Annotated in this window: 29 protein-coding genes and 1 tRNA gene; 19 read left to right on the top strand and 11 right to left on the bottom strand. The window is 67.7% G+C overall.

Translation table 11 applies throughout. The annotated features are described in order from the left end of the window. The first annotated feature begins 48 nt into the window (after window positions 1-48). Window positions 49-1,017, top strand: coding sequence for an AraC family transcriptional regulator ligand-binding domain-containing protein (locus tag RMO97_RS14870; RefSeq protein WP_310541825.1), 969 nt, complete (start codon window positions 49-51; stop codon window positions 1,015-1,017). Here the strand turns inward: RMO97_RS14870 and RMO97_RS14865 are convergent. Beyond that, window positions 1,014-1,487, bottom strand: coding sequence for an AAA family ATPase (locus RMO97_RS14865; RefSeq protein WP_310541824.1), 474 nt, complete (start codon window positions 1,485-1,487; stop codon window positions 1,014-1,016). The two genes, RMO97_RS14870 and RMO97_RS14865, sit on opposite strands and share 4 nt — an antisense overlap. Window positions 1,488-1,525: 38 nt before the next feature. Then, window positions 1,526-2,380, bottom strand: a complete 855-nt coding sequence (locus RMO97_RS14860) for an MBL fold metallo-hydrolase (RefSeq protein ID WP_310541823.1) — start codon at window positions 2,378-2,380, stop codon at window positions 1,526-1,528. 72 nt (window positions 2,381-2,452) lie between these two features. Between RMO97_RS14860 and RMO97_RS14855 the strand changes: the two genes are divergently transcribed. From RMO97_RS14855 to RMO97_RS14840, 4 genes are all read left to right on the top strand, one after another. Beyond that, the gene (locus tag RMO97_RS14855) at window positions 2,453-2,770 is read left to right on the top strand and encodes a metalloregulator ArsR/SmtB family transcription factor (protein WP_310541822.1); all 318 of its coding nucleotides are present in this window, start codon (window positions 2,453-2,455) and stop codon (window positions 2,768-2,770) included. Window positions 2,771-2,880: 110 nt separating this feature from the next. Beyond that, window positions 2,881-3,666 carry a sulfite exporter TauE/SafE family protein gene (locus RMO97_RS14850; protein ID WP_310541821.1) on the top strand — a complete coding sequence of 262 codons (786 nt, stop codon included), beginning with the start codon at window positions 2,881-2,883 and terminating at the stop codon, window positions 3,664-3,666. Between the two features lie 70 nt (window positions 3,667-3,736). Next, the gene (locus tag RMO97_RS14845) at window positions 3,737-4,336 is read left to right on the top strand and encodes a glutathione S-transferase (RefSeq protein ID WP_310541820.1); all 600 of its coding nucleotides are present in this window, start codon (window positions 3,737-3,739) and stop codon (window positions 4,334-4,336) included. A gap of 83 nt (window positions 4,337-4,419) precedes the next feature. After that, a complete protein-coding gene (locus RMO97_RS14840; protein ID WP_310541819.1) occupies window positions 4,420-5,853 on the top strand; it encodes a coniferyl aldehyde dehydrogenase in 1,434 nt (477 codons plus the stop codon). On the opposite strand, the gene RMO97_RS14835 is transcribed toward RMO97_RS14840, so the two are convergent. Next, on the bottom strand, window positions 5,850-6,200 hold the full coding sequence (locus tag RMO97_RS14835) for an Hpt domain-containing protein (RefSeq protein ID WP_310541818.1): 351 nt from the start codon (window positions 6,198-6,200) through the stop codon (window positions 5,850-5,852). The two genes, RMO97_RS14840 and RMO97_RS14835, sit on opposite strands and share 4 nt — an antisense overlap. 92 nt (window positions 6,201-6,292) lie before the next feature. Here RMO97_RS14835 and RMO97_RS14830 point away from each other — a divergent pair. After that, a tRNA-Lys gene (locus tag RMO97_RS14830) sits at window positions 6,293-6,368 on the top strand. Between the two features lie 179 nt (window positions 6,369-6,547). Continuing rightward, the gene (locus RMO97_RS14825; RefSeq protein WP_310541817.1) at window positions 6,548-8,344 is read left to right on the top strand and encodes an NAD(P)/FAD-dependent oxidoreductase; all 1,797 of its coding nucleotides are present in this window, start codon (window positions 6,548-6,550) and stop codon (window positions 8,342-8,344) included. Between the two features lie 42 nt (window positions 8,345-8,386). Here RMO97_RS14825 and gcvA read toward each other — a convergent pair whose 3' ends face one another. Further along, complete coding sequence (gcvA, locus tag RMO97_RS14820; RefSeq protein WP_310541816.1) at window positions 8,387-9,343, bottom strand: transcriptional regulator GcvA; 957 nt, start codon at window positions 9,341-9,343, stop codon at window positions 8,387-8,389. Window positions 9,344-9,521: 178 nt separating this feature from the next. Between gcvA and cobA the strand changes: the two genes are divergently transcribed. The 6 genes from cobA to RMO97_RS14790 are packed head-to-tail and all read left to right on the top strand — an operon-like array spanning window position 9,522 to window position 14,440. Beyond that, entirely contained in the window at window positions 9,522-10,370 is an 849-nt protein-coding gene (cobA, locus tag RMO97_RS14815; RefSeq protein ID WP_310541815.1) for a uroporphyrinogen-III C-methyltransferase, read from the top strand. Next, entirely contained in the window at window positions 10,367-10,726 is a 360-nt protein-coding gene (locus RMO97_RS14810) for a DUF2849 domain-containing protein (protein ID WP_310541814.1), read from the top strand. The genes cobA and RMO97_RS14810 overlap by 4 nt, the downstream gene beginning before the upstream one ends. Before the next feature lie 5 nt (window positions 10,727-10,731). Further along, window positions 10,732-12,387, top strand: coding sequence for a nitrite/sulfite reductase (locus tag RMO97_RS14805; RefSeq protein WP_305704488.1), 1,656 nt, complete (start codon window positions 10,732-10,734; stop codon window positions 12,385-12,387). After that, entirely contained in the window at window positions 12,371-12,874 is a 504-nt protein-coding gene (locus tag RMO97_RS14800; protein WP_310541813.1) for a DUF934 domain-containing protein, read from the top strand. Before RMO97_RS14805 ends, RMO97_RS14800 begins: the two co-directional genes overlap by 17 nt. 2 nt (window positions 12,875-12,876) lie before the next feature. Next, a complete protein-coding gene (locus tag RMO97_RS14795; RefSeq protein WP_310541812.1) occupies window positions 12,877-13,614 on the top strand; it encodes a phosphoadenylyl-sulfate reductase in 738 nt (245 codons plus the stop codon). A gap of 16 nt (window positions 13,615-13,630) precedes the next feature. Further along, window positions 13,631-14,440: a ferredoxin--NADP reductase gene (locus RMO97_RS14790; protein WP_310541811.1), complete on the top strand. Its 810-nt coding sequence runs from the start codon at window positions 13,631-13,633 to the stop codon at window positions 14,438-14,440. 34 nt (window positions 14,441-14,474) lie between these two features. On the opposite strand, the gene RMO97_RS14785 is transcribed toward RMO97_RS14790, so the two are convergent. Next, window positions 14,475-14,858, bottom strand: a complete 384-nt coding sequence (locus tag RMO97_RS14785; protein WP_409035318.1) for a 3D domain-containing protein — start codon at window positions 14,856-14,858, stop codon at window positions 14,475-14,477. 262 nt (window positions 14,859-15,120) lie between these two features. On the opposite strand from RMO97_RS14785, the gene RMO97_RS14780 reads away from it, so the two are divergent. The 3 genes from RMO97_RS14780 (at window position 15,121) to folD (ending at window position 17,777) form a co-directional block, all read left to right on the top strand. After that, complete coding sequence (locus RMO97_RS14780) at window positions 15,121-15,702, top strand: glutathione S-transferase family protein (protein ID WP_310541809.1); 582 nt, start codon at window positions 15,121-15,123, stop codon at window positions 15,700-15,702. Window positions 15,703-15,787: 85 nt separating this feature from the next. Then, window positions 15,788-16,795: a S1/P1 Nuclease gene (locus RMO97_RS14775; protein ID WP_310541808.1), complete on the top strand. Its 1,008-nt coding sequence runs from the start codon at window positions 15,788-15,790 to the stop codon at window positions 16,793-16,795. A gap of 85 nt (window positions 16,796-16,880) precedes the next feature. Next, the gene (gene folD, locus RMO97_RS14770; protein WP_310541807.1) at window positions 16,881-17,777 is read left to right on the top strand and encodes a bifunctional methylenetetrahydrofolate dehydrogenase/methenyltetrahydrofolate cyclohydrolase FolD; all 897 of its coding nucleotides are present in this window, start codon (window positions 16,881-16,883) and stop codon (window positions 17,775-17,777) included. Between the two features lie 21 nt (window positions 17,778-17,798). Here folD and RMO97_RS14765 read toward each other — a convergent pair whose 3' ends face one another. The 4 genes from RMO97_RS14765 to RMO97_RS14750 all read right to left on the bottom strand — a co-directional run bounded on the left by RMO97_RS14765 (window position 17,799) and on the right by RMO97_RS14750 (window position 21,320). Then, window positions 17,799-18,437: an ABC-type transport auxiliary lipoprotein family protein gene (locus RMO97_RS14765; protein ID WP_310541806.1), complete on the bottom strand. Its 639-nt coding sequence runs from the start codon at window positions 18,435-18,437 to the stop codon at window positions 17,799-17,801. Next, entirely contained in the window at window positions 18,434-19,372 is a 939-nt protein-coding gene (locus RMO97_RS14760) for an MlaD family protein (RefSeq protein WP_310541805.1), read from the bottom strand. The genes RMO97_RS14765 and RMO97_RS14760 overlap by 4 nt, the downstream gene beginning before the upstream one ends. Next, window positions 19,372-20,139, bottom strand: a complete 768-nt coding sequence (locus RMO97_RS14755) for an ABC transporter ATP-binding protein (RefSeq protein WP_310541834.1) — start codon at window positions 20,137-20,139, stop codon at window positions 19,372-19,374. Before RMO97_RS14755 ends, RMO97_RS14760 begins: the two co-directional genes overlap by 1 nt. Before the next feature lie 65 nt (window positions 20,140-20,204). After that, window positions 20,205-21,320: an ABC transporter permease gene (locus tag RMO97_RS14750; RefSeq protein WP_310541804.1), complete on the bottom strand. Its 1,116-nt coding sequence runs from the start codon at window positions 21,318-21,320 to the stop codon at window positions 20,205-20,207. A 253-nt stretch (window positions 21,321-21,573) separates the two neighbouring features. Here RMO97_RS14750 and RMO97_RS14745 point away from each other — a divergent pair, with 253 nt between their 5' ends. After that, a complete protein-coding gene (locus tag RMO97_RS14745) occupies window positions 21,574-21,888 on the top strand; it encodes a hypothetical protein (protein ID WP_310541803.1) in 315 nt (104 codons plus the stop codon). A 32-nt stretch (window positions 21,889-21,920) separates the two neighbouring features. Then, entirely contained in the window at window positions 21,921-22,412 is a 492-nt protein-coding gene (locus RMO97_RS14740; RefSeq protein WP_310541802.1) for a YdcF family protein, read from the top strand. Here RMO97_RS14740 and RMO97_RS14735 read toward each other — a convergent pair. Beyond that, entirely contained in the window at window positions 22,409-23,035 is a 627-nt protein-coding gene (locus RMO97_RS14735) for an HAD hydrolase-like protein (protein WP_310541801.1), read from the bottom strand. The genes RMO97_RS14740 and RMO97_RS14735 overlap by 4 nt on opposite strands. Window positions 23,036-23,254: 219 nt before the next feature. Between RMO97_RS14735 and RMO97_RS14730 the strand changes: the two genes are divergently transcribed. Further along, the gene (locus RMO97_RS14730; RefSeq protein WP_310541800.1) at window positions 23,255-23,722 is read left to right on the top strand and encodes a 2TM domain-containing protein; all 468 of its coding nucleotides are present in this window, start codon (window positions 23,255-23,257) and stop codon (window positions 23,720-23,722) included. A gap of 65 nt (window positions 23,723-23,787) precedes the next feature. Here RMO97_RS14730 and RMO97_RS14725 read toward each other — a convergent pair. Continuing rightward, a partial coding sequence (locus tag RMO97_RS14725; protein WP_310541799.1) for an outer membrane beta-barrel protein occupies window positions 23,788-24,578 on the bottom strand: 791 nt, incomplete at its 5' end.

Genomic DNA, 24,578 nt, shown 5'->3' with positions numbered 1-24,578 from the left:
ATGAGGCGCGCCGCGTCGACTGTCTCGGCGGCGTATGCGGAGACGCTGGTGGCGTTTGCGGCCGGGCGCGGCGCCGTGCGCGAAGTCTTGCTGGCGCGGGCAGGGCTCACGGCTCAGGCCCTGGCTGAGCCTGACGCCCGGCTTCCCTTCGTCGCCTATGAGGCCCTGATGAGGGAAGCCGCGTTGCTCTGTGGCGACCCCGCCTTCGCCCTGCGCCTGGGCGCCGACCAGGCCTTCGACAAAGTCTCTGTCGTGGGGTTGCTCTGCTATGCGTCTGCGACCATGGGCGACGCAATCCTTTCCTTGAACCGCTACGGCGCCCTCGCCGCCCAACTGGACATGCCGGTCCCTGGCCGCCGGTTCCAGCTGACCCGCGCCGCCCGCGGGCTATGGTTGACCGATACCTGGACCGGCGCGCGCGCCTTCCCGGGCCTGACGGAGGAGACCTGGTCGCGTTTCATCGCCGACACCACGCGTGGCTTCCCGGACCAACCCTTCGCGTTCGAAGTCCACGTGCCCCATCCGCGGCCAGCGCACGCCGCCAGCTATGAGGCGCTGTGGAAGGTTCCGGTGGTGTTCGGGAGCGACCGGAACGCCATGCTGATCGCCGACACCTGGCCTGACATCCCCCTCAGTCCCCCCGACAGCTACGTGTTCGGTCTGCTGAGCGCGCACGCCGCGAAGCTGCTGGAGGCGCTGCAAGCCGAGCGGACTGTCCAGGCCCAGCTTGAGGCGACGCTGCTGCCAAGCCTGCATCGTGATGGCCTGCGGATGGACGCCGTGGCGCGGGGCATGGGTCTGAGCCGCCAATCCTTGGCGCGGCGGTTGAAGGCCGAGGGCGTGACCTATGCGATGGTTCTCGACGCACTGCGGCGCAAGATGGCCCTCCACTACCTTAACGGCGGGGAGGCGACGGTCCACGAAACCGCGGCCCTGCTCGGTTTCTCCGAGCCCAGCGCCTTCTCCCGCGCCTTCAAGCGCTGGACCGGCGTGAGCCCGCGGAACCGCCGCGCCTAGAGGCGCTCCACGAAGGCCGCGATCTCACTGTCGGTGCGCAGCCGGACCACCGGCACGTCATGCCCATGCTGCATGCGCAGGGCCTCGATCCGCGGCCGGTTCTGGCGCTCGAAGCCCCAGATGAAGCGCAGCACGGTGAGGAGGTCGCGGGGCCGATGCAGCTCGCCCGGCCGGAACGTGCGGGTGATGGCGCGCCAGCCGCAGATAAGGCGAGGGCGGTCCAGCCACACCACCAGATCGGCCCTCGGCATGCGCAGGTCAAAGGTGACCGCCGCGAAATTGCCGTCGCTGATCCAGGCGTCTTGCGCGTGCAGCGCCAGCAGGGTCGCGCGGAAGTCCGAGGTCTCCTGGACGCGGCCTCGCCAGATCGCGTCCAGGTCGATCACCGGCGCCCCGGTCTTTTCCGACAGCCGCCGCGCCAGGGTGGTCTTGCCGCTGCCGGCGCAGCCCAGAAGGAGAATGCGGGTCATGGCGCACCTCTAGCCCGCGCGGAGGGCTCGGCCCAGACCTAGGCCATGGTCACCGGCAGCTTGAGGAAGATGTGGCCGCCGGGCGAGGGCGGGGGCAGGGCGCCCGCCCGAATGTTCACCTGCAGGGAGGGCAAGATCAGCGTCGGGGGCACCAGGGTGGCGTCGCGGGCCTGCCGCATGGTCACGAAGTCCGCCTCGGCGACGCCCTCGTGAACGTGGATGTTGCCGGCCCTCTGCTGCGCCACCGTCGTCTCCCAGGCGACCTCGGTGCGGCCGGCCGGAAGGTAATCATGGCCCACGAAGACGCGGGTCGCCGCCGGCAGGCTCATGATCTTGCGGATCGACCGGTAGAGCGTGGCGGCGTCGCCCCCCGGGAAGTCGGCCCGCGCCGTGCCGTAGTCGGGCATGAACAGCGTGTCGCCCACGAAGGCGGCGTCGCCGATCAGATAGGTGACGCAGGCCGGGGTATGGCCCGGCGTGTGCAGCACCCGGATGTTCAGCCCGCCGAGCGGCAGTTCGTCGCCGTCCTTCACCAGGCGGTCGAAGTCCGCCCCGGCCGGAGCCACGTTCTCCGCCTCGAACAGAGGCGCGAACACCGTCTGCACCTTGGTGATATCGGCGCCGATGACCACGGGCGCGCCGGTCTTGCGGCGGATGTGATCGGCCGCCGACAGGTGGTCGGCATGGGCGTGGGTCTCCAGCACATAGGCCAGGGTCAGGCCTTGCTCGGCCAGGGCCTTCAGGACGGCGTCGGCTGAAGCGGTGGAAAGCTTGCCGCCCTTGGGTTCGAAGTCCAACACCGGATCGATGATGGCGGCCGTCTTGCCGTCGGTGACCAGATAGGTGGCGGTGGATGTGGCGGGATCGAAAAATGCTTGAACCGTGGGAGTCATGATCGGAGCCTTCCTCATGTGGCTCTATATATAAGGTATTGCTAAATTAGAAACAACTTATATAAAGGCGTCATGTTCGATCTCGTGAACTTCGACATCACCCTTTTCGAGGCCAGGGCCTCCGAGGCGGCCAAGCTGCTTCGAGCCCTCGCCAACGAGCGGCGTCTGATGATCCTGTGCCAGCTCACCGCCGGTGAACGGTCTGTCGGGGAGCTGCAGCCCCTGGTGGGCCTCTCCCAGTCGGCCCTGTCCCAGCACCTTGCGGTGCTGCGGGAGGAGGGCGTCGTGGCCACCCGCCGCGACGGCCAGACCATCTGGTACCGGATCGCGGACCCCGCCGCGATTCAAGTGGTGGCGACGCTCGCGGAGATTTTCTGTCCTCCAGCCTAGGAGCAGATCCATGACGGTCCCACTGACGACCCTGACCCCCACGCCGATCTCGGCGCTGGGTGTTGTGCCGCTGATGGCGCGCGCGCCCTGCAGCCGCCAGGCGGCCTGATATGGAACTCCCAATCCTCAACCTGGTCCTCGCGACGTTGGGTGGGGCGGTGATCGGCCTGCTGCTCTCGGTGTTCGGGGGCGGGGGATCGGTCCTGGCCACGCCGCTGTTGATCTACGTCGTCGGCATCCGCGACCCTCACGTCGCCATCGGCACCTCCGCAGCCGCCGTGGCGGTCAACGCCCTGGTGGGTCTCGGCGCCCAGGCCCGCGCCGGCCGGGTGAAGTGGCGCTGCGCAGGCGTGTTCGCCCTGGCGGGCCTGCTGGGCTCCTTGGTCGGCGCGCATCTGGCCAAGCAGGTGGCGGGCGCGGATCTGATCCTGTGGTTCTCTGCTGCAATGGCGGCGGTGGGTCTCTCGATGCTGGTCCCGCGCAAGGGCGCCGGCGATCCCTTTGTCACCCTGACCCCAGCCCTCACCGCCAAGCTGGCGCCGCTCGGTCTCCTGGTGGGGCTGGCGGCGGGCTTCTTCGGGATCGGCGGCGGCTTCCTGATCGTGCCGGGCCTGATGGCGGCCACCGGCATGACCATGGCGCACGCGGCGGCCTCCTCCCTGGTCTCGGTGGTGCTGTTCGGCGGCGCCACCAGCGCCAGCTACGCCGCCTCAGGTCAGATCGAGGGGCAGGTCTTCCTGGCCCTGGTGGCCGGCGGCGGGCTCGGCGCCCTGGCGGGTGGCCCGGTGGCCAAGGCCCTGGCCGATCGTGCGACCCTGGCGCGCCAGATCTTCGCCCTGTTCGTGATCGCCACCGCCGCCTATGTCGCCGCCCGCGCCCTGCACATCCTGGGCTAGCCGCGGCCCGCGGCGCGCGACATAAAGCGGATCGTCCCGCCGGGGCGGTCCCGGCGGCGAGGGCCCCACCATGAAGCTCCTCTACTCCCCGACCTCGCCCTACGCCCGCAAGGTGCGCATCTGCGCCCTCGAGCTGGGGATCGCCCTGGACGAGGTGGTAGTGAGCGCCAACCCTTCCCAGGCCGCCGATCCGGTTTTGGCGGCGGCCAACCCGTTGGCCAAGATACCGACCCTGGTGCTGGAGGACGGCCGGGCGATCTATGACAGCCGGGTGATCGTGGACTATCTGGACAGCCTGACCGACCGGGCCCTGGCGCCACGATCCGGCGACGCCCGCTGGACGGCCCTGGTGGAGCAGGCGGCCTGCGACGGCGTCCTCGATGCGGCCTTGCTCAGCCGCTACGAGCTGGCCATGCGGCCGCAGGCGATGCGCTGGCCGGAGTGGCTGGCCGGACAGGCAGGCAAGATCGAACGCGCCCTGGACCTGCTGGAAACCTCGGCCCGCGACGCCGCTGATCCGGGTCTGGGGGACATCTGTGTGGCCTGCGCGCTCGGCTATCTCGACCTGCGCTTCCCGGAGAACGGGTGGCGCGCGACCCATCCGAGACTGGCCGCCTTTTTCGCCGAGATCTGCGAGCGGCCGTCGCTGAAAAACACCGTCCCGGCCTGACCCAACGGCAGGCGCAAAGCCTGCTAAGCTCCTGTCACGGCGGCCGACCAAAGAGCCCGCCGACGACCGGAGGACAGACGACCATGGCCCACGACGCCGCTTCGATGAACGCCCTGCTTGCCAAGCAGAAGGCCGCCCACCTGCGTGATGGCGCCCCCACCGCGCAGCAGCGGATCGCGCGGATCGACCGCTGCATCGGCCTGCTGATCGACAACCGCAAGACCATCGAGGACGCGCTCAACACCGACTTCGGCTCGCGCTCGCGGGAAGCCACCGCCTTCACCGACATCGCCGGTTCCATCGGCCCGCTGAAGCATGCCCGCGACAGCCTGACCAAGTGGATGAAGCCCGAGAAGCGCAAGACCACCCCGGCCCTGCTGGGCCTGTTCGGCGCCAAGGCGGAGGTGCGCTTCCAGCCCAAGGGCGTGGTGGGGATCATCAGTCCCTGGAACTTCCCGGTGAACCTGACCTTCGCCCCCCTGGCCGGCGTTCTGGCCGCTGGCAACCGGGCGATGATCAAGCCATCGGAATTCACGCCGGCCACCTCCGAGCTGATGGCCGTGATGTTCTCCAGCGTGTTCTCCGAGGAGGAGATCGCGGTGATCACCGGCGGGCCGGAGGTGGGCCAGGCCTTCTCGGACCTGGCCTTCGACCATCTGATCTTCACCGGCGCCACGGCTATCGCCCGCCACGTCATGAAGGCCGCCTCGGCCAACCTGGTGCCCCTGACCCTGGAACTTGGCGGCAAGAGCCCGGTGATCCTCGGCAAGTCCGCCGACATGGCCACGGCCGCCGCCCGCGTCATGAACGGCAAGACCCTCAACGCCGGCCAGATCTGCCTGGCGCCCGACTATGTGATGGCCCCGAAGGACCAGCTGGAGGACTTCATCGGCCACGCCCAGGGCGCGGTGGCCAAGATGTTCCCCACCATCCGCGACAACCCCGACTACACCGCAATCGTCGCCGACCGGCACTATGACCGCATCAAGGGCTATGTGGACGACGCCCGGGCCAAGGGCGCGCGGGTCATCGAGATGAAGCCCGAGGGCGAGGACCTGACCCAGCAGGAACACCGCAAGATCGCGCCCACCCTGATCATCGACCCTACCGACGACATGCTGGTGATGCAGGAAGAGATCTTCGGCCCGGTCCTGCCGGTGAAGACCTATTCCGGGGTCGACGAGGCCATCGCCTACGTCAACGCCCACGACCGCCCGCTCGGCCTCTATTACTTCGGCTCCGACGACGCGGAGAAGGAGAAGGTGCTGAACGGCACCACGGCCGGCGGGGTGACCATCAACGATGTGGTCTTCCATGTCGCCCAGGAGGAGCTGCCCTTCGGCGGCGTCGGACCCTCGGGCATGGGCAGCTACCACGGGGTCGACGGGTTCCGGGAGTTCAGCCACCGCAAGGCGATCTACACCCAGATCAAGAAGGACATCGGCCCCCTGGTCCAGATGCGCCCGCCTTACGGCCCCGGCATCCGCAAGTATCTCGAAGGGGCGATGAAGCGCTAGCCCTTCGGGGTCTTCAGGGACTGCAGCGCCCGCTCGTGAGCATAGGCGGCGACGTCGCTCAGCGCGGCCTGGACGGCGATGCGAACGCTCTCCAGCCGCACCGCGCCCTGTTGCTCGGCCACCTCGCAGGCGTCGCCCAGCTGAAAGGCCCCCACGCCCCGCGCCGCGCCCTTTATGGTGTGGACCGCGTCCAGCCACCCCTCGCTGGTCGGATCGAGCATCGACGACCACAGATTGGCCTGCTCGCGGAACAGGGCCAGGACCTCGTCGACAACGTCCTGATCGCCCGCCGCGAAGTCCTCGAGGTACGCAAAATCCACCGCGCCGGTGAGGTCTCGCCTGGCCAAAAAATTCGTCCCCTTACCCGCCTTGCTTTCAGCGAGGCTTCAAGTATGTTCCGCGCCCTTGCCGACAGGCCCTCGCGGGCCTCGAACGGTACGGGTGCATAGCTCAGTTGGTAGAGCAGCTGACTCTTAATCAGCGGGTCGTAGGTTCGAATCCTACTGCACCCACCATTCGCTTGGTGGACGGACTTTTCCAGACCTTCACGACATCGCCATCCCCGCTCGGCGCGTGGGGAATTCGCCCGCGTGGCTAGCCTTGGCCCCCGCCATACTCTATCTTCTAAGTTACGACTCCGGCCCCGGCGGCTCAGGTGTTTGTTTTCTTTGAATTTAAGACTGAGGCCATTGAAATGACCACTGCGGCTGTGATCGACAAGAAGGCCCTGCTGGCCAAGTACATCGCTGAGCGTGACAAGCGCCTGCGGGCCGACGGCAACGCCCAGTATCTGGAGGTGAAGGGGACCCTCGCCCACTATCTCGACGATCCCTACACGCCGCGCGTTGAGCGGGCGCCCAAGACCGACCACGTCACCTTCGCCTTCGTGGGCGGCGGGTTCGCGGGCCTGGTGACCGGCGCGCGGCTGGTGGAGCAGGGCGTAACGGACGTGCGCATCATCGAGAAGGGCGGCGACTTCGGCGGCACCTGGTACTGGAACCGCTATCCGGGCGCTCAGTGCGACACGGCCTCGATGATCTACATGCCGCTGCTCGAAGAGACCGGCCATATGCCGACCGAGAAGTATGCGCACGCCCCCGAAATCCTCGAGCAGTGCCAGAGGATCGGCAAGCAGTACGGCCTCTATGAGAACGCGCTCTTCCACACCGAGGTCGAGGACCTGACCTGGGACGCCGCCAATTCCCGCTGGGTGATCAGGACCAACCGCGGCGACGAATTCACCGCCAGCTTCATCGGCCTGGGCACCGGGCCGTTGCACGTGCCCAAGCTACCGGGCATTCCGGGCATCGAGACCTATAAGGGCCACTCGTTCCACACCAGCCGATGGGACTACGACTATACCGGCGGCGACCCCAAGGGCGCCAGGATGGAGAAGCTGGCCGACAAGCGCGTCGCCATCATCGGCACTGGCGCCACCTCGGTCCAGGCCGTCCCGCACCTGGCCAAGGCCTGCAAGCAGCTGTTCGTCGTCCAGCGCACCCCGTCCTCGGTGGACGTCCGCGCCAACAAGCCCATCGACGCCGACTGGTTCGCGGAGATCGCGACGCCCGGCTGGCAGAAGCGATGGCTGGAGAACTTCACCGCCAACCAGGCCGGCGGCAATGCCGAGGAAGACCTGGTGATGGACGGCTGGACCGACCTGTCGCGCCGCATCCGCGCCAAGATCTCCCAGCTGCCCCGCGAGGGCCTGACTCCGCAGAAGATGCTGGCCGCCTACGAAGACAGCGACTTCGAGAAGATGGAGGAGATCCGCGCCCGGGCCGCCGCCATCGTCCAGGACCCCGAGACCGGCGAGAAGCTGAAGGCCTGGTACCGCCAGCTCTGCAAGCGCCCATGCTTCCACGACGCCTATCTGCAGGCCTTCAACGAGCCCAGCACCACCCTTATCGACACCGACGGCCAGGGCGTCGAGCGTATCACCGAGAAGGGCTTCGTGGTGGCTGGGGTCGAGTACGAGGTCGACTGCATCATCTACGCCTCGGGCTTCGAGGTCGGCACCGAGTACAAGCGCCGTGCCGGCTTCGAAGTCACCGGGGTGGGTGGCCAGACCCTGTCGGAGGCCTGGGCCGAGGGGATGAAGTCCAAGCACGGCATCCACGTTCTGGGCTTCCCCAACGCCTTCTTCGTCCAGCCGACCCAGGGCGCCAACCTGATCTCCAACGTGCCGCACAACCTGACGGAATCGGGCCGCACCATCGCCCTGACCGTCAAACACGCCCTCGACGTCGGAGCCAAGGAGGTGGAGGTCACGCCGGAGGCCCAGAAGGCCTGGGTCGACCTGCTGCTCACCGGCGCGGGCCGCATGATGGGCGCGCCCGACTGTACGCCGGGCTACTACAACAACGAGGGCCAGAGCCCCGGCCCGGCGGCCAAGTACAACGTCGGCTACCCCCAGGGGGCGACCGCCTTCTTCAAGTACATCGAGGACTGGCGGACGTCGGGACAGTTCGAGGGGCTGAACTTTAGGTAGGCGAAACAACCCCTTCTCCCGCAAGGGGAGAAGGTGTTCCTTCTAAATCCCCGCCCCATTGTCCAGGGCCTGGAGCGCCAGCTCGTGGGCCTCGGCCTCGGCGGTGATCCAGTTGATGAAGGCCTTCACCTGGGGCAGGCGGCCCTTAGCCTTGGGGTGGACGACGTAATAGGCGAAGTCCACGGCGGTCGAGATCTGCAACGGAGAGACCAGGCGGCCAGCGTCCAGGTCGGCCTGGGCCAGGGTGCGCTTGGCGAGCGCCACGCCGCGGCCATTGGCGGCGGCCTCGATCACCATGCTGGACTGGTTGAAGCGGGGCCCACGGGTGCCGTCCACGCCCTTCACGCCGCGGGCGGCCAGCCACATGGTCCAGTCGGGGCAGCTGTCGTCCGGCTCGGGCGAGCCGTCGTGCAGCAGGATGTGGCCTACCAGGTCCGCCGGCGAATTCAGCGGGTTTGACGCCTGCAGTTCGGGGCTCAGCACCGGCACCACGGTCTCGCCGATCAGGCGGCGGACCTCCAGGCCCGGATAGCGGCCGGCGCCGTAGCGGATGGCCACGTCCACCTCGCCGGCGGTGAGGTCCACCAGCTCCAGGCCCGCCGATAGCCAGACGTCCACCTGCGGGTGCAGTTCCTCGAACCTGCCCAGGCGCGGCACCAGCCACTTGGCGGCGAAGGAGGGGGCGGCGGTCAGGGTCAGGCGGCGGCCGTCCACCGCGGCCGTCAGCATGGAGGCGGCCTCAGCCAGCCGGTCGAAGGCCTCGCGCAGGGCGGGCAGGGCGGTCTGGGCGGCGTCGGTCAGCAGCAGGCCCTTGGGGGTACGCTTGAACAGCGCCGCGCCCACATAGTCTTCCAGGTTCTGGATCTGCTGGCTGACAGCCCCCGGCGTCACCGACAGCTCGTCGGCGGCGCGAGAGAAGTTGAGGTGGCGGGCGGCGGCCTCGAACGCGCGCAGCGCGTTCAGCGGCGGCAACCTGCGGCGCGGCGCGTCGCGTTCCATGGAGTTTTCCTGACAGCCCCGGCAGAAGACCTTGGCTTGCGAATTGGGCCCTTCGAGACCAGTTTGCAAGCGTCCGGCGGTGTATAGGCCCTTTTCATCGGTGGACATCGGACGAGGCGGGTGTAGAGCCCGTCCCGCCTCAAAACTCAAATCTAGTCGTTAGAGAACCTTAAAGCCCATGTCGCGCCGCGCGCCCAAGGCCCCCACCGCCAACCGCCTGGTCGTCCTGGGCGGCGAAGGCGTGCGCGTGGCCGGCTCGGTGTGGCTGGTAGGCGCGGGCCCCGGCGACCCGGAACTGCTGACGCTGAAAGCCTTCAAGGTGCTGGCGACCGCTGACGTGGTGGTCCACGACGGCCTGGTCAGCGACGAAATCCTGGACCTGGCGCCGGCGGCCGCGCGCCGCATCTCTGTGGCCAAGCGCAAGTCGCGCCATTCCTACGCCCAGGGCGAGATCAACAGGATGCTGGTCGCCTTCGCCCTGGAGGGCCTGACGGTCATCCGTCTGAAGGGCGGCGATCCCTTCATCTTCGGCCGCGGCGGCGAGGAGCTGGAAGCCTGCCGCGAGGCCGGCGTCGCCTGCCATGTGGTGCCCGGCGTCACCGCGGCCCTGGCCAGCGCCGCCAGCGCCGGCGCGCCCCTGACCCATCGCGGCGCGGCCCAGGCGGTCACCTTTGTCACCGGCCACGCCGCCACCGGCGAGACCCCGGACCTGGACTGGGCCAGCCTCGCCAAGGTCAACCACACGGTGGTGATCTATATGGGCCTCTCCACCGCCGCCGGAATCGCTGAGCGCCTGATGGCTGCGGGCCGCGCGGGCGCCACGCCGGCCCTGATCGTCGAGAACGCCAGCCGCGCCGACGAGCGCCGCGTCGTCACCGACCTGGCGGGCCTTGCCGCCGCCGCCGCCGATGTTTCCGGTCCCGCCCTGCTGATCGTGGGTGAGGCCATGGCCCTGGCGCAGGCCGGGACCGCGCAATTTGTTCAAAGTGTCGAAGCTCGGGATCTCGAGCGGGGAGTGGGATCATGAAGGCGCTGACCGCCAATCGCCTGGACGACGGCGAGGTCGTGTTCTGGAACAAGGGCGCCTGGGTGGAGCGGTTCGCCGACGCCGAGCTGTTCGCCGACGACGCCAGTGGCGAGGCCGCCGAAGGCGCGGGCAAGTCCCAGCCCAATACCGTGATCGACGTCTATCTGATCGACCTGATCGAGAGCGAGGGCCTCTGGGCCCCGCTCAGCTATCGCGAACGTATCCGAGCGCTCGGTCCCCCCAACCATCCGGGTCACGGGAAGCAGGCCGAGGGCGGTGCGGCCATCGAGGCCCTGATGCACGCCACCGGCGCCTCGCGGTCCACGGGCCGCGTCAACCTGATCAAGCGTAAGTAGGGCCGATGTATCAGTACGACACCATCGACAGGGAATTCCTGGCCGACCGCGCCGCGGAGTTCAAGGAACAGGTGGAGCGCCGCCTGGCCGGCGAGATCACCGAAGACCAGTTCAAGATGCTGCGTCTGCGCAACGGTCTCTATCTGCAGCTGCACGCCTACATGCTGCGGGTGGCGATCCCCTATGGCTCGCTGAATGCGACCCAGCTGCGCAAGCTGGCCGATATCGGCCGCAAGTACGACAAGGGCTACGGCCACTTCACCACGCGGACCAACCTGCAGTTCCACTGGATCAAGCTGCGCGAGGCGCCCGCGATCCTGGAGGAGCTGGCCACCGTCGACCTGCACGCCATCCAGACCAGCGGCAACTGCATCCGCAACGTCACCTCCGACCCCTATGCCGGGGCCACGGCCGAAGAGATCGACGACCCGCGCGTCTGGTCCGAGGCGATCCGCCAATGGTCGATGCTGCACCCGGAATTCAGCCACCTGCCGCGCAAGTTCAAGTTCGCGGTCACCGCCGCGCCGAAGGACCGCACGGCGGCCCGGGTCCACGACATCGGCCTGGTGGTCCGCCGCGCCCGCGACGGCACGATGGGCTTTGAGGTGATCGTCGGCGGCGGGATGGGGCGCACGCCCTATGTCGGCCCGACCATCAAGGAATTCCTGCCCGCCAACCGCCTGTTCTCGTACCTGGACGCCACCTTGCGCGTCTACAATCGCCACGGCCGCCGGGACAACAGCTACAAGGCCCGGATCAAGATCCTGGTGGCCGCCCTGGGCCGCGAGGAGTTTGCGCGCCAGGTCGAGGAAGAGTGGGAGAAGGTGGGCGCGGGCGCCGACATGCCCGACACCGAGATCGCCCGCATCCGCGCGGCCTTCGCCCCCAAGGCCTTCGACACCCTAGTGAACCGCTCGGAAGCCTTCGAGACCGCCAAGGCGTCCGACGCCGCCTTCGCGCGCTTCGCCCGCAACAACCTCAAGCCCCACAAGCGGCCGGGTTACACCATCGTCGAGATATCCCTGAAGGGGATCGGCGACACGCCCGGCGACGCCACCTCCGATCAGATGGACGTGGTTGCCGATCTGGGCGAGCGCTACGGCCAGAACGACATCCGCATCACCCACGAGCAGAACCTGGTCCTGCCCCACGTGAAGCTGGACGATGCGCACGCCGTGTTCCAGGCCCTGGCCGCCGCGGGCCTGGCGACCCCCAACATCAACCTGATCACCGACATCATCGCCTGCCCGGGCCTGGACTACTGCGCGCTGGCCAATGCGCGCGCCATCCCCATCGCCCAGGACATCGCCCACCGCTTCGCCGACCAGGACCGCGCCGAGCTGGTGGGGGAGCTGAAGATCAAGATCAGCGGCTGCATCAACGCCTGCGGCCACCACCATGTCGGCCACATCGGTATCCTGGGCGTCGATAAGAAGGGCGAGGAGTTCTACCAGCTCACCCTGGGCGGCTCCGGGGCCGAGGACGCCGAGGTCGGCAAGATGCTGGGCCCGGCGCTTCCGGCCGACCGCGTCACCGACGCCATCGACACCATCGTCGAGGTCTATCTACGCGAGCGCGTCGAGGGCGAGCGGTTCCTCGACACCTTCCGCCGCACGGGCTCGGCCCCCTTCAAGGAGGCTGTCTATGCCGAAGCTCATTAGGATCATCGACGGCCAGTTCGTTTCGGCCGACGACCCCTTCACCCATGTCGCCGACGACGAGGGCATGCCCTCGGGCGACGTGATCGTCTCCCTGACCCGGTTCTCCGCCGAGGGCGACGCCCTGATCTCCCAGGGCCGCGCCGTGGGCGTGCGCATCGAGCCGGACGAGGAGGTCGAGGCGCTGGCCTATGACCTGCCCAAGCTGGCGGTGGTGGCGGTCGCCTTCCCGAAATACCGCGACGGCCGCGGCTTCTCCACGGCCCACCTGCTGCGCGACCGCTTCGGCTTCAAGGGCGAGGTCCGGGCGGTGGGGGAGGTGCTCCGCGAGGAGGCCAACTTCCTGACCCGCTGCGGCTGCGACAGTTTTGAAACCGCCGACGGCTCAAGCCCGCAGCAATGGGCCCACGCCGCCAATCGTCATCGTCACGTCTATCAACGCGCCTCTGACGGCCGCACCCCGGCCTTCACCCAGCGTGCGGAGTCCTGAGCATGGCCTTTGATCAACTGGAACGCCCGCAGATCGCCCTGCGGCTCGACGCCGAACTGCGCCACGCCCATCCGGTGACGGTGCTGGAATCGGCTGTCGAGACGTTCGGCGACAAGCTCGCCCTGGTCTCGTCCTTCGGGGCGGAGTCGGCGGTGCTGCTGCACATGGTCTCCAGGATCAAGCCCGACATGCCGATCATGTTCCTCGACACCGGCATGCTGTTTGGCCAGACCCTGGACTACCGCCGGAACCTGGCGGCCAAGCTGGGCTTGACCGACGTGCGCGACCTGCGGCCGCTCTATACCGACCTAGCCACCGTCGATCCCAAGGCCAACCTCTGGCAGACTGACACCGACGCCTGCTGCAACATCCGCAAGGTGATCCCGCTGGACACCGCCCTGAAGGACTTCGACGGCTGGATCACCGGCCGCAAGCGCTTCCACGGCGGCGACCGCCTGTCCCTGCCGGTGGTGGAGCAGGCCGACGGCCAGGTGAAGTTCAACCCGCTGGCCAATTGGGGCAAGACCGAGCTCGACGCCTATGTGGCCGAACACGCCCTCCCGGCTCACCCCCTGGTGGCCCAGGGCTTCCCCTCGATCGGCTGCTGGCCCTGCACCAAGGCCGTGGAAGAAGGCGAAGATGTGCGCGCCGGCCGCTGGGCGGGTTCCGAAAAGACCGAATGCGGCATACATGTCGCCCGCGCGCCCGACGCCGTGACGAACGTCGGCGGCGATATCTAGCTTAAGCAGACCGATCATGACCGATGTGACCGCCGCCGCCCCGGCCAAGAAGGCCGGCGCCTTCCTCTATGAGACCGTGACCTGGGTTCAGCACTGGACCGACAGCCTCTTCTCGTTCCGCACCACGCGGGACCCGGCCTTCCGCTTCCAGAGCGGCCAGTTCGTGATGGTGGGCCTGGAGGTGGACGGCAAGCCGCTGCTGCGCGCCTACTCCATCGCCTCGCCGTCCTGGCACGACGAGCTGGAATTCTATTCCATCAAGGTGGAGAGCGGCCCCCTGACTTCGCGCCTGCAGAAGATCCAGGTCGGCGACCAGGTGCTCATTGGCAAGAAGCCCACCGGCACCCTGGTGCTGGACGGGCTGAAGCCCGGCAAGCGGCTCTACATGCTGGGCACCGGCACGGGCCTCGCCCCCTGGCTGAGCCTGGCCCGCGACCCTGAAGTCTATGACCGCTTCGACGACGTGATCGTCACCCACACGGTGCGCAATGTGGCGGATCTGAACTATCGCGAGCTGTTCGAGACCGAGCTGCCGCAGGACGAGATCCTGGGCGAGATCGTCGCGCCCAAGCTGCGCTACTATCCCACCGTGACCCGCGAACCCTTCAAGCACCAGGGTCGGATCACCGACCTGATCGCCTCGGGCAAGATCTTCGAGGACCTGGGCCTGCCGCCCCTGGACCCCGCCGTCGACCGCCTGATGCTGTGCGGCGGTCCCTCGGTCCTGGCCGACCTGAAGGTCCTGCTGGAGGCCCGCGGCTATGTCGAGGGTTCGCTGGCCAGCCCCGGCGACTACGTCCTGGAACGGGCCTTCGTGGAGACGTGATCTATTCCCTCCCCATGAAGGGGAGGGACAGGCGCTACCTCGGCGGGCAGCCCTTGAACTGGCCGGCCTTGGTGACCGTCAGGTGGGCCAGGTTCAGCGGGCGCAGGGGCTTCATTGAGCCCGATCCCGATCCGGTGAACAGGTCGATGCGTTGGCCCTTGATCGCGCCGCCCACGTCGGAGGCGTACCAGTAGCCGTCATGGGCCGAGCCGTCGGGCATGGAGAGCCCCACAGTTTCCTTGATGAACAGGATGGTTCGGCGGGGGATCAGGCTCTTGTCGATGGCGGCCGTGCGCATCGCCACGACCTTGCAGCCGAGGGAGTCCAGCGCGCCCACGCCCTTGGCTCCGGCATGATAGAGGGTCGCCTTGAGGCGATAGTCGGCCGAGCCGGGTACGGCGCCCGTCAGGGCGTTCATCAGAAGATCCCCGATGGGATCGGAAGGAGCGGCGTGCGCTCCACCTCCGAAAGCCAGAAGGGGAAGGGCGGCCAGGGCGGCGAAGCGGCGTCCCATGTGGGGATCCTACGTCGTTGATCTGTCAGCGAGGGCCTGAGTAGCGGGACTCCCGCGTCAGGGCAACCCCCGGGAATAGCCTGGCCGGCGATCCCCTGTAGACAGCATCGATTGCGCCTGTGGACTCTTGGTCTATCAAGCTTTCTCAAACAACGGGGCACATCGCATGCGCATCTTTGGCGACTCGATCTCGGGCAACTGCCTGAAGGTGAAGTGGACCGCCGATCATCTCGGGCTTTCCTATGAGTGGATCGAGACTGATGTCTTGAAGGCCGCCACCCGGACGCCGGAATTCCTCGCCCTGAACCCCGCCGGCCAGGTCCCCGCCGTGATTCTCGACGACGGGCGGCCGCTGGCCCAGTCCAACGCCATCATCCTGCACCTGGCCGAGGGCTCGGACCTGATCCCCGCCGCCCCCTATGACCGGGCCCGCATGCTGGAGTGGATGTTCTGGGAGCAGTACAGCCACGAGCCCTATGTCGCGGTCGCCCGCTTCCAGGTGCGCTTCCTGGGCAAGGCGGTGGCCGATCTGGAGCCGCGGATCGTCGAGCGCGGCAAGGCGGCTCTGCAGCGGCTTGAGGAGGGCCTGGCGGCCTCGCCCTTCCTGGTGGGCGACCGGGCCAGCCTCGCCGACGTCGCCCTGGTGGCCTACACGCGGGAAGCTGAGGACGGGGGCTTCCGGCTCGCAGATTACCCGAAGGTTCAGGCCTGGATCGCCCGTGTCGAGAAGGCCCTGCGCATCATCTAGGGCCGCATGCAACGTTCCGATGAATTCGCCGTGGCCTGCGCGTCTCGGCCTTGCCTTCGCCGGCGACGGCCTTCAAATCGGAAGCATGAAACGCCTAGCCTTGCACCTTGCCGCCGTCCTGCTCGCCGCCACCCCCGCGCCGGCCCTCGCCTGGAGCAACACCGGCCACCGGATGATCGGGCAGGAAGCCGCGCGTGCTCTACCGCCGACCCTGCCGGCTTTCCTGCGCAGCCCCGCCGCCATCGAGGCGATTGGTGAGCTGTCGCGGGAGCCGGACCGCATCAAGGGCTCGGGCAAGGTGCACGGCAGCAACCTCGATCCGGCGCACTTCGTGGACTACGAGGAGGACGGTCGCATCCTCGGCGGCCCGCGCCTGGACGCCCTGCCGCCGACCCGCGCGGCCTACGAAACCGCCTTGCGCGCCGCCGGCCAGGACAGTTGGAAGGCCGGCTACCTGCCCTATGCGATCATCGAGAAGTACCAGCAGCTTGTCACCGACATGGGCTATTGGCGCATGGGCATGGCCGCTGAGGGGCGCGAAAAGAACAAGGCGCGCCGCGCCTGGCTGCGCGCCGACCGCATGCGCCGCGAACAGCTGATGCTGGTGACCATCGGCTATCTCGCGCACTACGTCGGCGACGGATCGCAGCCCCTGCATGTCAGCGGCCACTACAACGGCTGGGGCGATTACCCCAACCCCAACGGCTACACGACAGCGAAAATCCATGCGCCCTTCGAGGACGTCTTCGCCACCCAGTACGTGACCCCGACCATGGTGCGCGCTAGCCTCCTGCCGCCTCAAATCGCCGACGGTCCCATCGAGGCGCGGGTCTCCGCCTATCTGCTGATCGCCGGTCGCCAGGTGGTCCCTTTCTACGAACTGGAGAAGGCGGGGGGCTTCAGTCCGGCCAATCCCAAGGGCGTGGCCTTCGCCACCGAGCGGCTGGCGGCCGGGGCCGCTGAATTGCGAGACCTGATCACCGAGGCGTGGGCGGAGAGCCTCACCGTGAAGCTGGGTTGGCCGGTGGCGTCCGTCGCCGACTCCGTCAGCGGAAAGGTCGATCCGTACGACTCGCTGTTCAGCGGACGGTAGGCGGCCTCTCGCACCTGCCCGCATTGCGCGGGGCGGCCCGAACCGGTAGTCGGACGCCCAAGTCCGCGACCGCGCAGGAGCGCCCATGCCCCAAGCCCACACCCTCGACGTGAAGTCCCTGGCCGAGTTGGTCCGCGCCCAGGCGGCCGGCGAGGTGGCCATGCTCAAGTCCGAGCATGGAATTCAGCCGGGCTTGGCGGTGGTGCTGGTGGGCGAGGATCCGGCCAGCCAGGTCTATGTCAGGTCCAAGGGCGAGCACTCCCTGGCCGCCGGCATGCATTCGGAGACACACCGGCTACCCGCTGACACCACCCAAGATCAGTTGATGGCGCTGGTGGAGCAACTCAACGAGGACCCGAAGATCCACGGCGTGCTTGTGCAGATGCCGCTGCCGAAGCACCTCGACGAGAAGATGGTCCTGGCGGCCATGGACCCCAACAAGGACGTGGATGGCCTGACCGTGGTCAACGCCGGTCTGCTGGCCAGCGGCATGCCGGCCCTGATCCCCTGCACCCCGCTGGGCTGCATGCTCGTCCTGCGCCAAGCCTTGGGAAACCTCGCCGGTAAGCGCGCCGTGGTGGTGGGCCGCTCGGTGCTGGTGGGCCGCCCCATCGCCCAGCTGCTGCTGCAGGCCGACTGCACGGTGACCATCGCCCACTCGCGCACCGTCGACCTGGCCGCCGTCTGCCAAGAGGCCGACATCCTAGTCGCCGCCGTGGGCCGGCCTCTGATGATCAAGGGCGATTGGATCAAGCCCGGGGCCACCGTGATCGACGTCGGCATCAACCGCGTGCCGTTCCGGGACCCGGTCAAGGCCGCGGCGGGCAAGACCAAGCTGGTGGGCGACGTGGCCTTCAAGGAGGCCGAGAAGGTCGCGGCCAACATCACCCCGGTTCCGGGAGGCATCGGCCTGATGACCGTCGCCTGCCTGCTGGCCAACACCGTCACCGCCGCCAAGCGAATCCACGGGATCGAGGGTTAGCCGACTTAGGCCGCCGGCGGCTCAGCTCGCCGCCTTCCCCAGTGATGAGGTCCATTCCACCAGGTCACGCAGTACGCCGCTGACGGCCACGGTGAAGGCGCGCACGATCGCTGCCTGGCGGTCGTCGTCGGCGGCGACGGTCTGGGAAAAGGTGCGCTCGGCCGCCACGCTACGGTCGGCGGACCGGGTCAACACGGCATGCACATTCACCACCACGGAAGGGCGGCCCTTGGGCGCGGCGTAGTTGACCTGGAAGTCGCGCACGTCGAGCTTCAGGACATAGTCGGACTGACCGATCTCCCCGCGGCTGATCAAGCGGGCGGACCTGCCGTCCTGATCGAAAGCCCGGCTCACCGCTTCGTCGAACAGCACCGAGGCGGGCGAGACCCAGCGGGCCTCGGCGATGTAGGCCACGTCGCTGCCGGCCGTGACCGTCATGATCCGGTCGCCGCTGGCCGCCTTGTTGAACTCGTTGGAGAGCTTCAGCACGCCGAACCGGTCGCTGGCCGCCCGCGGCGAGGCGGCCTCGGCCGGCATGATATAGTCGAAGCGGTAGAGGTTGGCCGGCTTGCTCTTGGGAAAGAGTGAAATACAGCCGGAGAGGGCCACGGCGGTCAGGGCCACGGCCGAGAGCCGGATCAGGCGCTGCAGACGGGTCATGGCTTCACCTCGATTTCCTTGGCGGGCGGCTTGCCGACAGCGCCGCGCGGGTTGGTCTGGAGTTCGTTGGCCAGGCGCTCGAGCGCCTCGGCGGTCTGTTGCAGCTGCACCGTCGCCGCCGTGATTTGCGGCAGGCCGGTGGTGGCGAAGTCGCTAGTGGGACCTTCCAGCTTGCTCATGATCTGGCGCAGGTCCTTGGCCGCGGCCTTGGTCTCCTCGGCGGCCTCGGCGACATTCCGCATGGTGCGCTTGCCGTCGCCATCCACCAGTTCCTGGCCCGACTGCCCGAGTTCGGCGAAGGATTGGGCCGCGGCGTCGATGCTCTGCAGGGCCTTCTGGGCGTCGGCGATCACCGCCTTGCGCTCCCGTAGCTCGGCGGTCACCGCCTGGGTGTCGTTCAGCGCGGCGGAGAAGGTCTTCACGTTCTGGTCCGACAGCACCTTGTTGACCCGGTCCAGAGCCTCGACGGTGCGGCTCAGCACCGTGCCGCCGCCGGCCAGCAGGTCTGACAGCGTGCTGCGCTGGCTGCGGATCACCGGCACCTTGCCATCCGGCGTCACCGCCCGCAGCAGGGGCTTGGACTGCACGCCGGCGCTGATCTGCACATAGTTCACACCGGTGATGCCCTGGGGCTCAAGAGTGGCCACGGAGTCGACGCGGATCGGCACGTCGGAGGTGACGCGGGCGCGGGCGACGACATTCTTGGGATTGTCGCGGGCCAGCTCGATCTTGGTGACCTCGCCCACCTTGATGCCGTTGAACCTCACCTCGCCCCCCTGGGTCAGGCCGTTGATCGGGCCCTGGAAGACGATGTCGTACAATTGGTAGTCTCGGCTGAACTGAACCTTCGCCAGCCAAACGCCGAAAATCACCATGCCCAGGAATAGGATCAGGGTCGAAAGGCCCACAAGGGCGTAATTGGCGTCTTTTTCCATCAGCCTACCGTCTTGGCTCTGCTCGCCGAGGTCGTCGCGGCGCGGCCGCGCGGTCCCAGGAAATACTCGCGAATCCACGGGTGTTCGGACTTTTCGAGGTCCTGCACCGGGGCGTTGGCGACCACCTTTTTGTCGGCCAGAACCGCCACACGATCGGTGATCGCGTACAGGCTGTCCAGGTCGTGGGTGATCATGAAGACCGTCAGGTCCAGGCTATCCGATAAGTCCTTGATCAGCTCGTCGAAGACTGCGGCGCCGATGGGGTCCAGGCCCGCGGTGGGTTCATCGAGGAACAGCAGTTCAGGATCCAGGGCCAGGGCCCGGGCCAGGCCCGCGCGCTTGCGCATACCGCCGGAAAGTTCGGAAGGCTTCAGGTTGGCGGCCTCGGGCTGCAGTCCCACCAGGGCGATTTTCAGCTCGGCCAGCTCCATGATCACCCGCTTGGGCATGTTCGTATGCTCGTACATCGGCGCGGCCACGTTCTCGCGCACGGTGAGGTTGGAGAACAGGGCGCCCTGCTGGAACATCACGCCCCAGCTGCGCTCGACGGCCGACCATTTGCGACGCGAGGCGTTCTGGATGTCCTGGCCGAACACCTGGACCGTGCCGCCGTCCGGCGACTTCAGGCCGATGATGGTGTTCAGCAGCACCGACTTGCCAGTGCCTGATCCCCCGACCACCCCCTGCACGTCGCCGCGCTGGACCACCAGGTCCAGACCCTTGTGGATGACGTTATCGCCGAACGCGGACACCAGGTCCTTGACCATGATGGCGGGACCGGTCTCCGGAAGTTCGTCCTCGGTGAGGTGAGCCTCGTCCTGGGGCGCGACGGTCAAATGTCGAACTCCATGTAGATCAGCGCGAAGACCGCATCGATCAGGATGATGGCGAAGATGGCGTGCACCACCGCCGCGGTCACGCGCCGGCCCAGGGACTCCACGTCCCCGCCCACTTCCAGGCCTTGGCGGCAGCCGATACCCGCGATGACCGCCGCCATCACCGGCGCCTTCGACAGGCCGATCCAGAACTGGTTTATGCCCACGCTGTCGACGATGCGCTGCAGGAAGAAGGATGGCCCGAGGTCAAGCACCGTCCAGGTGACGAGCAGGCCCCCGGCCAGGCCCGCCAGGGTGGCGACAAAGGTCAGCAGCGGGATGGTGAACAGCAAGGCGGCGAAACGGGGGAAGACCAGGGCCTCAAACGGATCGACGCCCATCACCTTCATGGCGTCGATCTCCTGGTTCATCTTCATCGAACCAAGCTCGGCGGCGAAGGCCGAGGCCGAGCGGCCGGCCAGCAGGACGGCGGTGATCAGGATGTTGAATTCACGCAGCACCGCGATGCCGATCAGCTCCACGGCGAACACCTCGGCCCCGAACTGCCGCAGCATGTTGGCGCCCAGCAGGCCCACCACCGCACCGATGAAGAAGGTGGTGGTGGCCACGATCGGGATGGCGTCCAGTCCGGCGCGCTCGGCCAGGGACACACATGCGGCCCAGCGGATACGCCTGGGATTGAGGATCGCCCGGAACAGCACGACCAGCAGGTGGCCGGCGAACACCAGGGTGTCGAAGATTTCCTTGGCGAGATCCACCACGCCCTTGCCGATGCGGATGGTCAGCTCATGGAAACCGCGCGGCTTGGGGAGCGTCGCGGGTTTCGGCGCAGCCGCCTGGCTGACGAGTTCGATTAGACGCTGGGTCTCGGGCCGGGCTTTCACCCGTGCGGCGTCGTACTGGTCGCCGTGGGCCTGGATAACGGCATACGCTCCCGCCGTATCAATGCGGCCGATCTTGGTGAGGTCGAGTTCCACCGCGTCGTGTGCAGCCATCTCGTCGCGCAGGCCACTGGCCGCCGGGCCGATCTGGGCCGCGGTCCAGTCGCCGGTCAACTCGATGACGCCCTGATCGTGCGCACCCCTGACGGTGAAATCAGCCGGTCGTTCCATAGGCTGGTGGTCTACGCCTTCCTGGTGGGGCCGCTCGAGAAGTGAGTCGAGCCCGGGTCGAAGGCCGAGCCTAGCAGAGCCCACCCTAGTCGCCGAACGCCTTATGGCGCCGGTTGTTCCGTCATTATGAACAGGTTCTGGTGGCCATTTCCCGCTCTGGTGATCGCCTATTGTCGCGGCAGCCTATCTTTCGCCCAATTCGGTCGGGTATCAGGGGGGCATGTTCAGTGGTTCAACTGCCGGGAGCGTTCCCTTGACCCGCCAGATCGATTTCGCCGGCAAGTCCGGCTCGGTTTACCGTTATTCCCCCCTTGAGGAGGAGCGGCACCTGCCACCGGTCGGCGCCAACTATGTGATCGCCCAGGTCACGCCGCAGGGCGTCAGCATTCTCTTCGCCGGTGAGACCGAGTGCCTGTCGGACCGGGTCTGGCAGGCCGCCCTGGCCGAGGCCCATGCCCGCTATGGCGAGACCGCGGTCCTGACTCGGCTGAACGTGCGCGGTGCGGTCCGCAAGGCCGAGCGTGAGGACCTCATCGAGGAACACAGCCCGCCGATGAACGCGGGCTAGCCCCGGACGGCCCGGCCCGCCATCATGGGCCCATGGCCTGGGCGATCGTGATCTTCGGGGCGGCGGTCTGGCCGGATGGCGACCCCAGCCCCACCCTGCGTCGGCGTGTCGCCTATGGCCGCCGGGCGGCGGAGGAGCACCCTGACGCCCTGGTGTTCTGTTCCGGCGGCGTCGGGCGACATGGGCCGTCGGAAGCCTCCCTGATGGCCAGTCTGCTGATCGAGGCGGGTCTGGACCCCGCGCGCATCGCCCTGGACGAACACAGCCGCGACACCATGGAGAACGTCGCCGCCGCCGCGGCCTTCATCCGCGCCGAGGGTCTGGAAGGCGCGGTGGTCTGCACCGACGGCTATCACGCACCCCGCTGCCGAATGTTGTTTCGCGCGCAGGGCTTGTCCAGCCGGCCGGGGCCCATCCATAGGGGGTATGCCGGGGCGCGGTCGCACTGGCTGCGGATGGTGGGGCGAGAAATGCTCGCCTATCCCTACGACCTGGCCCTGGCGCTCGCTGCGCGCCGGCGCTAGCGGGCGATGGTGGAAATGTCCTGCACCCTGGCGAAGGTCAGTTTCGGATTGTGGGCGATCAGGCTCTCGGGGGTGGAATAGCCCCAGGTGACCGCGCCGAAATCGATCCCGGCCTTGTCGGCGGCCCGCGCGTCGCGGTCCTCGTCGCCGATGCAGAGGGTCTGGGCCCTGCTCACGGACAGCTTGCGCAGCACCCGGCGGAACTTCCGCGCCTTCCCGAACAGCGAAGCCCCGCAGTCGAAATGAACAAACAGGCCGGCCAGTTCTGGGCCCAGGCCGATCCGTACGCTGGCCTCGGTGTCGGAACTCACCAGAGCCAGGACGACCCCCCTGGCGTGGAGGTCCCGCAGCATCTCCGGCACGCCGGGGAACAGGGGGATGCCGGACGAGGCGTTCACCTTCATGGCTCGGAAGTCCTTGGCGATCCTGGCCAGCTTCCAGGTGGAGACCCCAAGGCTCTTCATGATCACCCGCGCGCTCGCGCCGCGCAGCGATTCCCGCTCCTCGGCGTCGATGGCGCGGAAGTTATGTCGGGCCGCCATGTGATCGAGGACGCTGGTGAACCACGGATATGAGTCCGCGAGCGTGCCGTCGAAGTCGAAGATTGCGAGTCGATAAGCCACGGAGGTTTCGTAGCCCGTGGCGCGCGGCGCTGAAAGGGTTCTCGCGGGGGAAGCCTTCATCGGGTGCGTCTGCAGAGCGCCGAGGTCCCCACTGTCGCCTGGACGTCGGCTTGCTGTCGGCTGAACGTCGGCTTTCTGTCGCCAGGTTGACGGGTTGCTGACGTGGCGGCGGAATAGCGCGTCGGTCCAGGTTTGGGGCGATCTTGAAGGAGGACGCACATGTTGATCCAGAAACTGCGGCTGCAACGGGGATGGTCCCAGGAACAGCTGGCGGAAGTCTCCGGCCTCAGCGTGCGCACCGTTCAGCGGCTCGAGCGTGGCCAACCCGGCAGCCTTGAGTCGATGAAGGCCCTCGCGGCCGTCTTCGAGATCGACCTTAACCGCCTCAAGGAGCCTGCCATGGACGCCCTGCAGTCCGACATTCGACCCGACGAAGCTCTCGCCCTCGCCCACGTTCGCAAGGTGAAGGACTTCTATATTCACCTGACCCAGTATCTGATCGTGATCCCGATCCTCGCCGGCATCAATCTGGTGGGCTACCCGCAGTACCTATGGTTCGTCTGGCCCGCCCTGGGCTGGGGCCTCGGGGTCCTGGCCCATGGCGCCACGGTGTTCGGTGTGGTCCCGTTCCTCGATGGGGGCTGGGAGCGGCGTCAGGTCGAAAAGCACCTCGGCCGTAAGCTCTGAAGCCAGAGCTGCGCCGGTGGCCAAGCCAAGTGGGAGGCCGGCGGTCGCCGGCCTCCCATAAGGCTTTAGAAGCGATAGGCGGCGGTGACGCGCACGCTGTGGACCTCGAAGTCTTCCTCGCTGCGGCGGAAGTCCGTCCCGTTGGTGTTGGTGATCAGGAACGGGTTGGTGGCCGCGGCCGGTCCGGCGGCGCGGACCACGAAGCCGTCGTCTTCCAGCTGGGTGTAGAGATACTCAAGGCCCAGGGTGACCTCAGGAGTGATCTTGCGCTCGAACCCGCCGCCCCACTGATAGCCGGAGGCCTTGTCGTCGTCGGTCAGGCGGAAGGTGTTGGCTGTGTTGGTGGTGTTGAAGCTGTGCTTCACCTCGCCCTGGGCGACGCCGCCGGTGCCGTAGATCAGGTTGTCACCGAAGGCATAGCCGGCGCGGGCGCGGATGGCGCCCAGGGTCTTTAGCTTGCGGGTGAAGGTGTACTGGGCGGGCGTGGTGGAGAAGGCCGCGACGGAGTCTTCCACATTGGTGCGGCTGCCGTCCACCAGGGCGCCGACCACGAAGGCCCCGAACTGCCAGTCATAGCCGAGCCGTCCGCCGAATTCGAAGCGGTTGTCGTCCTCCGAGCAGCCGCCGGCCGGGGTCGTGGTGGCCGCCGAGCCGCCGCAGAAGCCGGGCGAGAAGGCGTTGGCGCCGGTGGAGGTGTTCACCGTGTTGTTGAAGTTGCCGTCGAGATTGGTGTCGAAGGTGATGGTCTCGTCGTCGTTCTGGGTCTGCCAGGCCGAGCCCGCGTGGGCGCCGACATAGGCGCCGGTCCAGTCGCTGTCCTGCGCGTGGGCGGTGGCGGCGGTGCTCAGGACCGCCA

The organism is Phenylobacterium sp., assembly GCF_031425575.1.
Lineage (GTDB): Bacteria > Pseudomonadota > Alphaproteobacteria > Caulobacterales > Caulobacteraceae > Phenylobacterium.
This window is presented reverse-complemented; position numbering and strand designations above follow the sequence as displayed.

Excerpts from the sequence above, each read along its gene's own strand:
- RMO97_RS14865 (WP_310541824.1), bottom strand. The coding sequence starts at position 1,487 with ATGACCCGCATTCTCCTTCTGGGCTGCGCCGGCAGCGGCAAGACCACC.
- RMO97_RS14860 (WP_310541823.1), bottom strand. The coding sequence starts at position 2,380 with ATGACTCCCACGGTTCAAGCATTTTTCGATCCCGCCACATCCACCGCC.
- RMO97_RS14855 (WP_310541822.1), top strand. The coding sequence starts at position 2,453 with ATGTTCGATCTCGTGAACTTCGACATCACCCTTTTCGAGGCCAGGGCC.
- RMO97_RS14850 (WP_310541821.1), top strand. The coding sequence starts at position 2,881 with ATGGAACTCCCAATCCTCAACCTGGTCCTCGCGACGTTGGGTGGGGCG.
- RMO97_RS14845 (WP_310541820.1), top strand. The coding sequence starts at position 3,737 with ATGAAGCTCCTCTACTCCCCGACCTCGCCCTACGCCCGCAAGGTGCGC.
- RMO97_RS14840 (WP_310541819.1), top strand. The coding sequence starts at position 4,420 with ATGGCCCACGACGCCGCTTCGATGAACGCCCTGCTTGCCAAGCAGAAG.
- RMO97_RS14825 (WP_310541817.1), top strand. The coding sequence starts at position 6,548 with ATGACCACTGCGGCTGTGATCGACAAGAAGGCCCTGCTGGCCAAGTAC.
- gcvA (WP_310541816.1), bottom strand. The coding sequence starts at position 9,343 with ATGGAACGCGACGCGCCGCGCCGCAGGTTGCCGCCGCTGAACGCGCTG.
- cobA (WP_310541815.1), top strand. The coding sequence starts at position 9,522 with ATGTCGCGCCGCGCGCCCAAGGCCCCCACCGCCAACCGCCTGGTCGTC.
- RMO97_RS14810 (WP_310541814.1), top strand. The coding sequence starts at position 10,367 with ATGAAGGCGCTGACCGCCAATCGCCTGGACGACGGCGAGGTCGTGTTC.
- RMO97_RS14805 (WP_305704488.1), top strand. The coding sequence starts at position 10,732 with ATGTATCAGTACGACACCATCGACAGGGAATTCCTGGCCGACCGCGCC.
- RMO97_RS14800 (WP_310541813.1), top strand. The coding sequence starts at position 12,371 with ATGCCGAAGCTCATTAGGATCATCGACGGCCAGTTCGTTTCGGCCGAC.
- RMO97_RS14795 (WP_310541812.1), top strand. The coding sequence starts at position 12,877 with ATGGCCTTTGATCAACTGGAACGCCCGCAGATCGCCCTGCGGCTCGAC.
- RMO97_RS14790 (WP_310541811.1), top strand. The coding sequence starts at position 13,631 with ATGACCGATGTGACCGCCGCCGCCCCGGCCAAGAAGGCCGGCGCCTTC.
- RMO97_RS14785 (WP_409035318.1), bottom strand. The coding sequence starts at position 14,858 with ATGAACGCCCTGACGGGCGCCGTACCCGGCTCGGCCGACTATCGCCTC.
- RMO97_RS14780 (WP_310541809.1), top strand. The coding sequence starts at position 15,121 with ATGCGCATCTTTGGCGACTCGATCTCGGGCAACTGCCTGAAGGTGAAG.
- RMO97_RS14775 (WP_310541808.1), top strand. The coding sequence starts at position 15,788 with ATGAAACGCCTAGCCTTGCACCTTGCCGCCGTCCTGCTCGCCGCCACC.
- folD (WP_310541807.1), top strand. The coding sequence starts at position 16,881 with ATGCCCCAAGCCCACACCCTCGACGTGAAGTCCCTGGCCGAGTTGGTC.
- RMO97_RS14765 (WP_310541806.1), bottom strand. The coding sequence starts at position 18,437 with ATGACCCGTCTGCAGCGCCTGATCCGGCTCTCGGCCGTGGCCCTGACC.
- RMO97_RS14760 (WP_310541805.1), bottom strand. The coding sequence starts at position 19,372 with ATGGAAAAAGACGCCAATTACGCCCTTGTGGGCCTTTCGACCCTGATC.
- RMO97_RS14755 (WP_310541834.1), bottom strand. The coding sequence starts at position 20,139 with ATGGTCAAGGACCTGGTGTCCGCGTTCGGCGATAACGTCATCCACAAG.
- RMO97_RS14750 (WP_310541804.1), bottom strand. The coding sequence starts at position 21,320 with ATGGAACGACCGGCTGATTTCACCGTCAGGGGTGCGCACGATCAGGGC.
- RMO97_RS14740 (WP_310541802.1), top strand. The coding sequence starts at position 21,921 with ATGGCCTGGGCGATCGTGATCTTCGGGGCGGCGGTCTGGCCGGATGGC.
- RMO97_RS14730 (WP_310541800.1), top strand. The coding sequence starts at position 23,255 with ATGTTGATCCAGAAACTGCGGCTGCAACGGGGATGGTCCCAGGAACAG.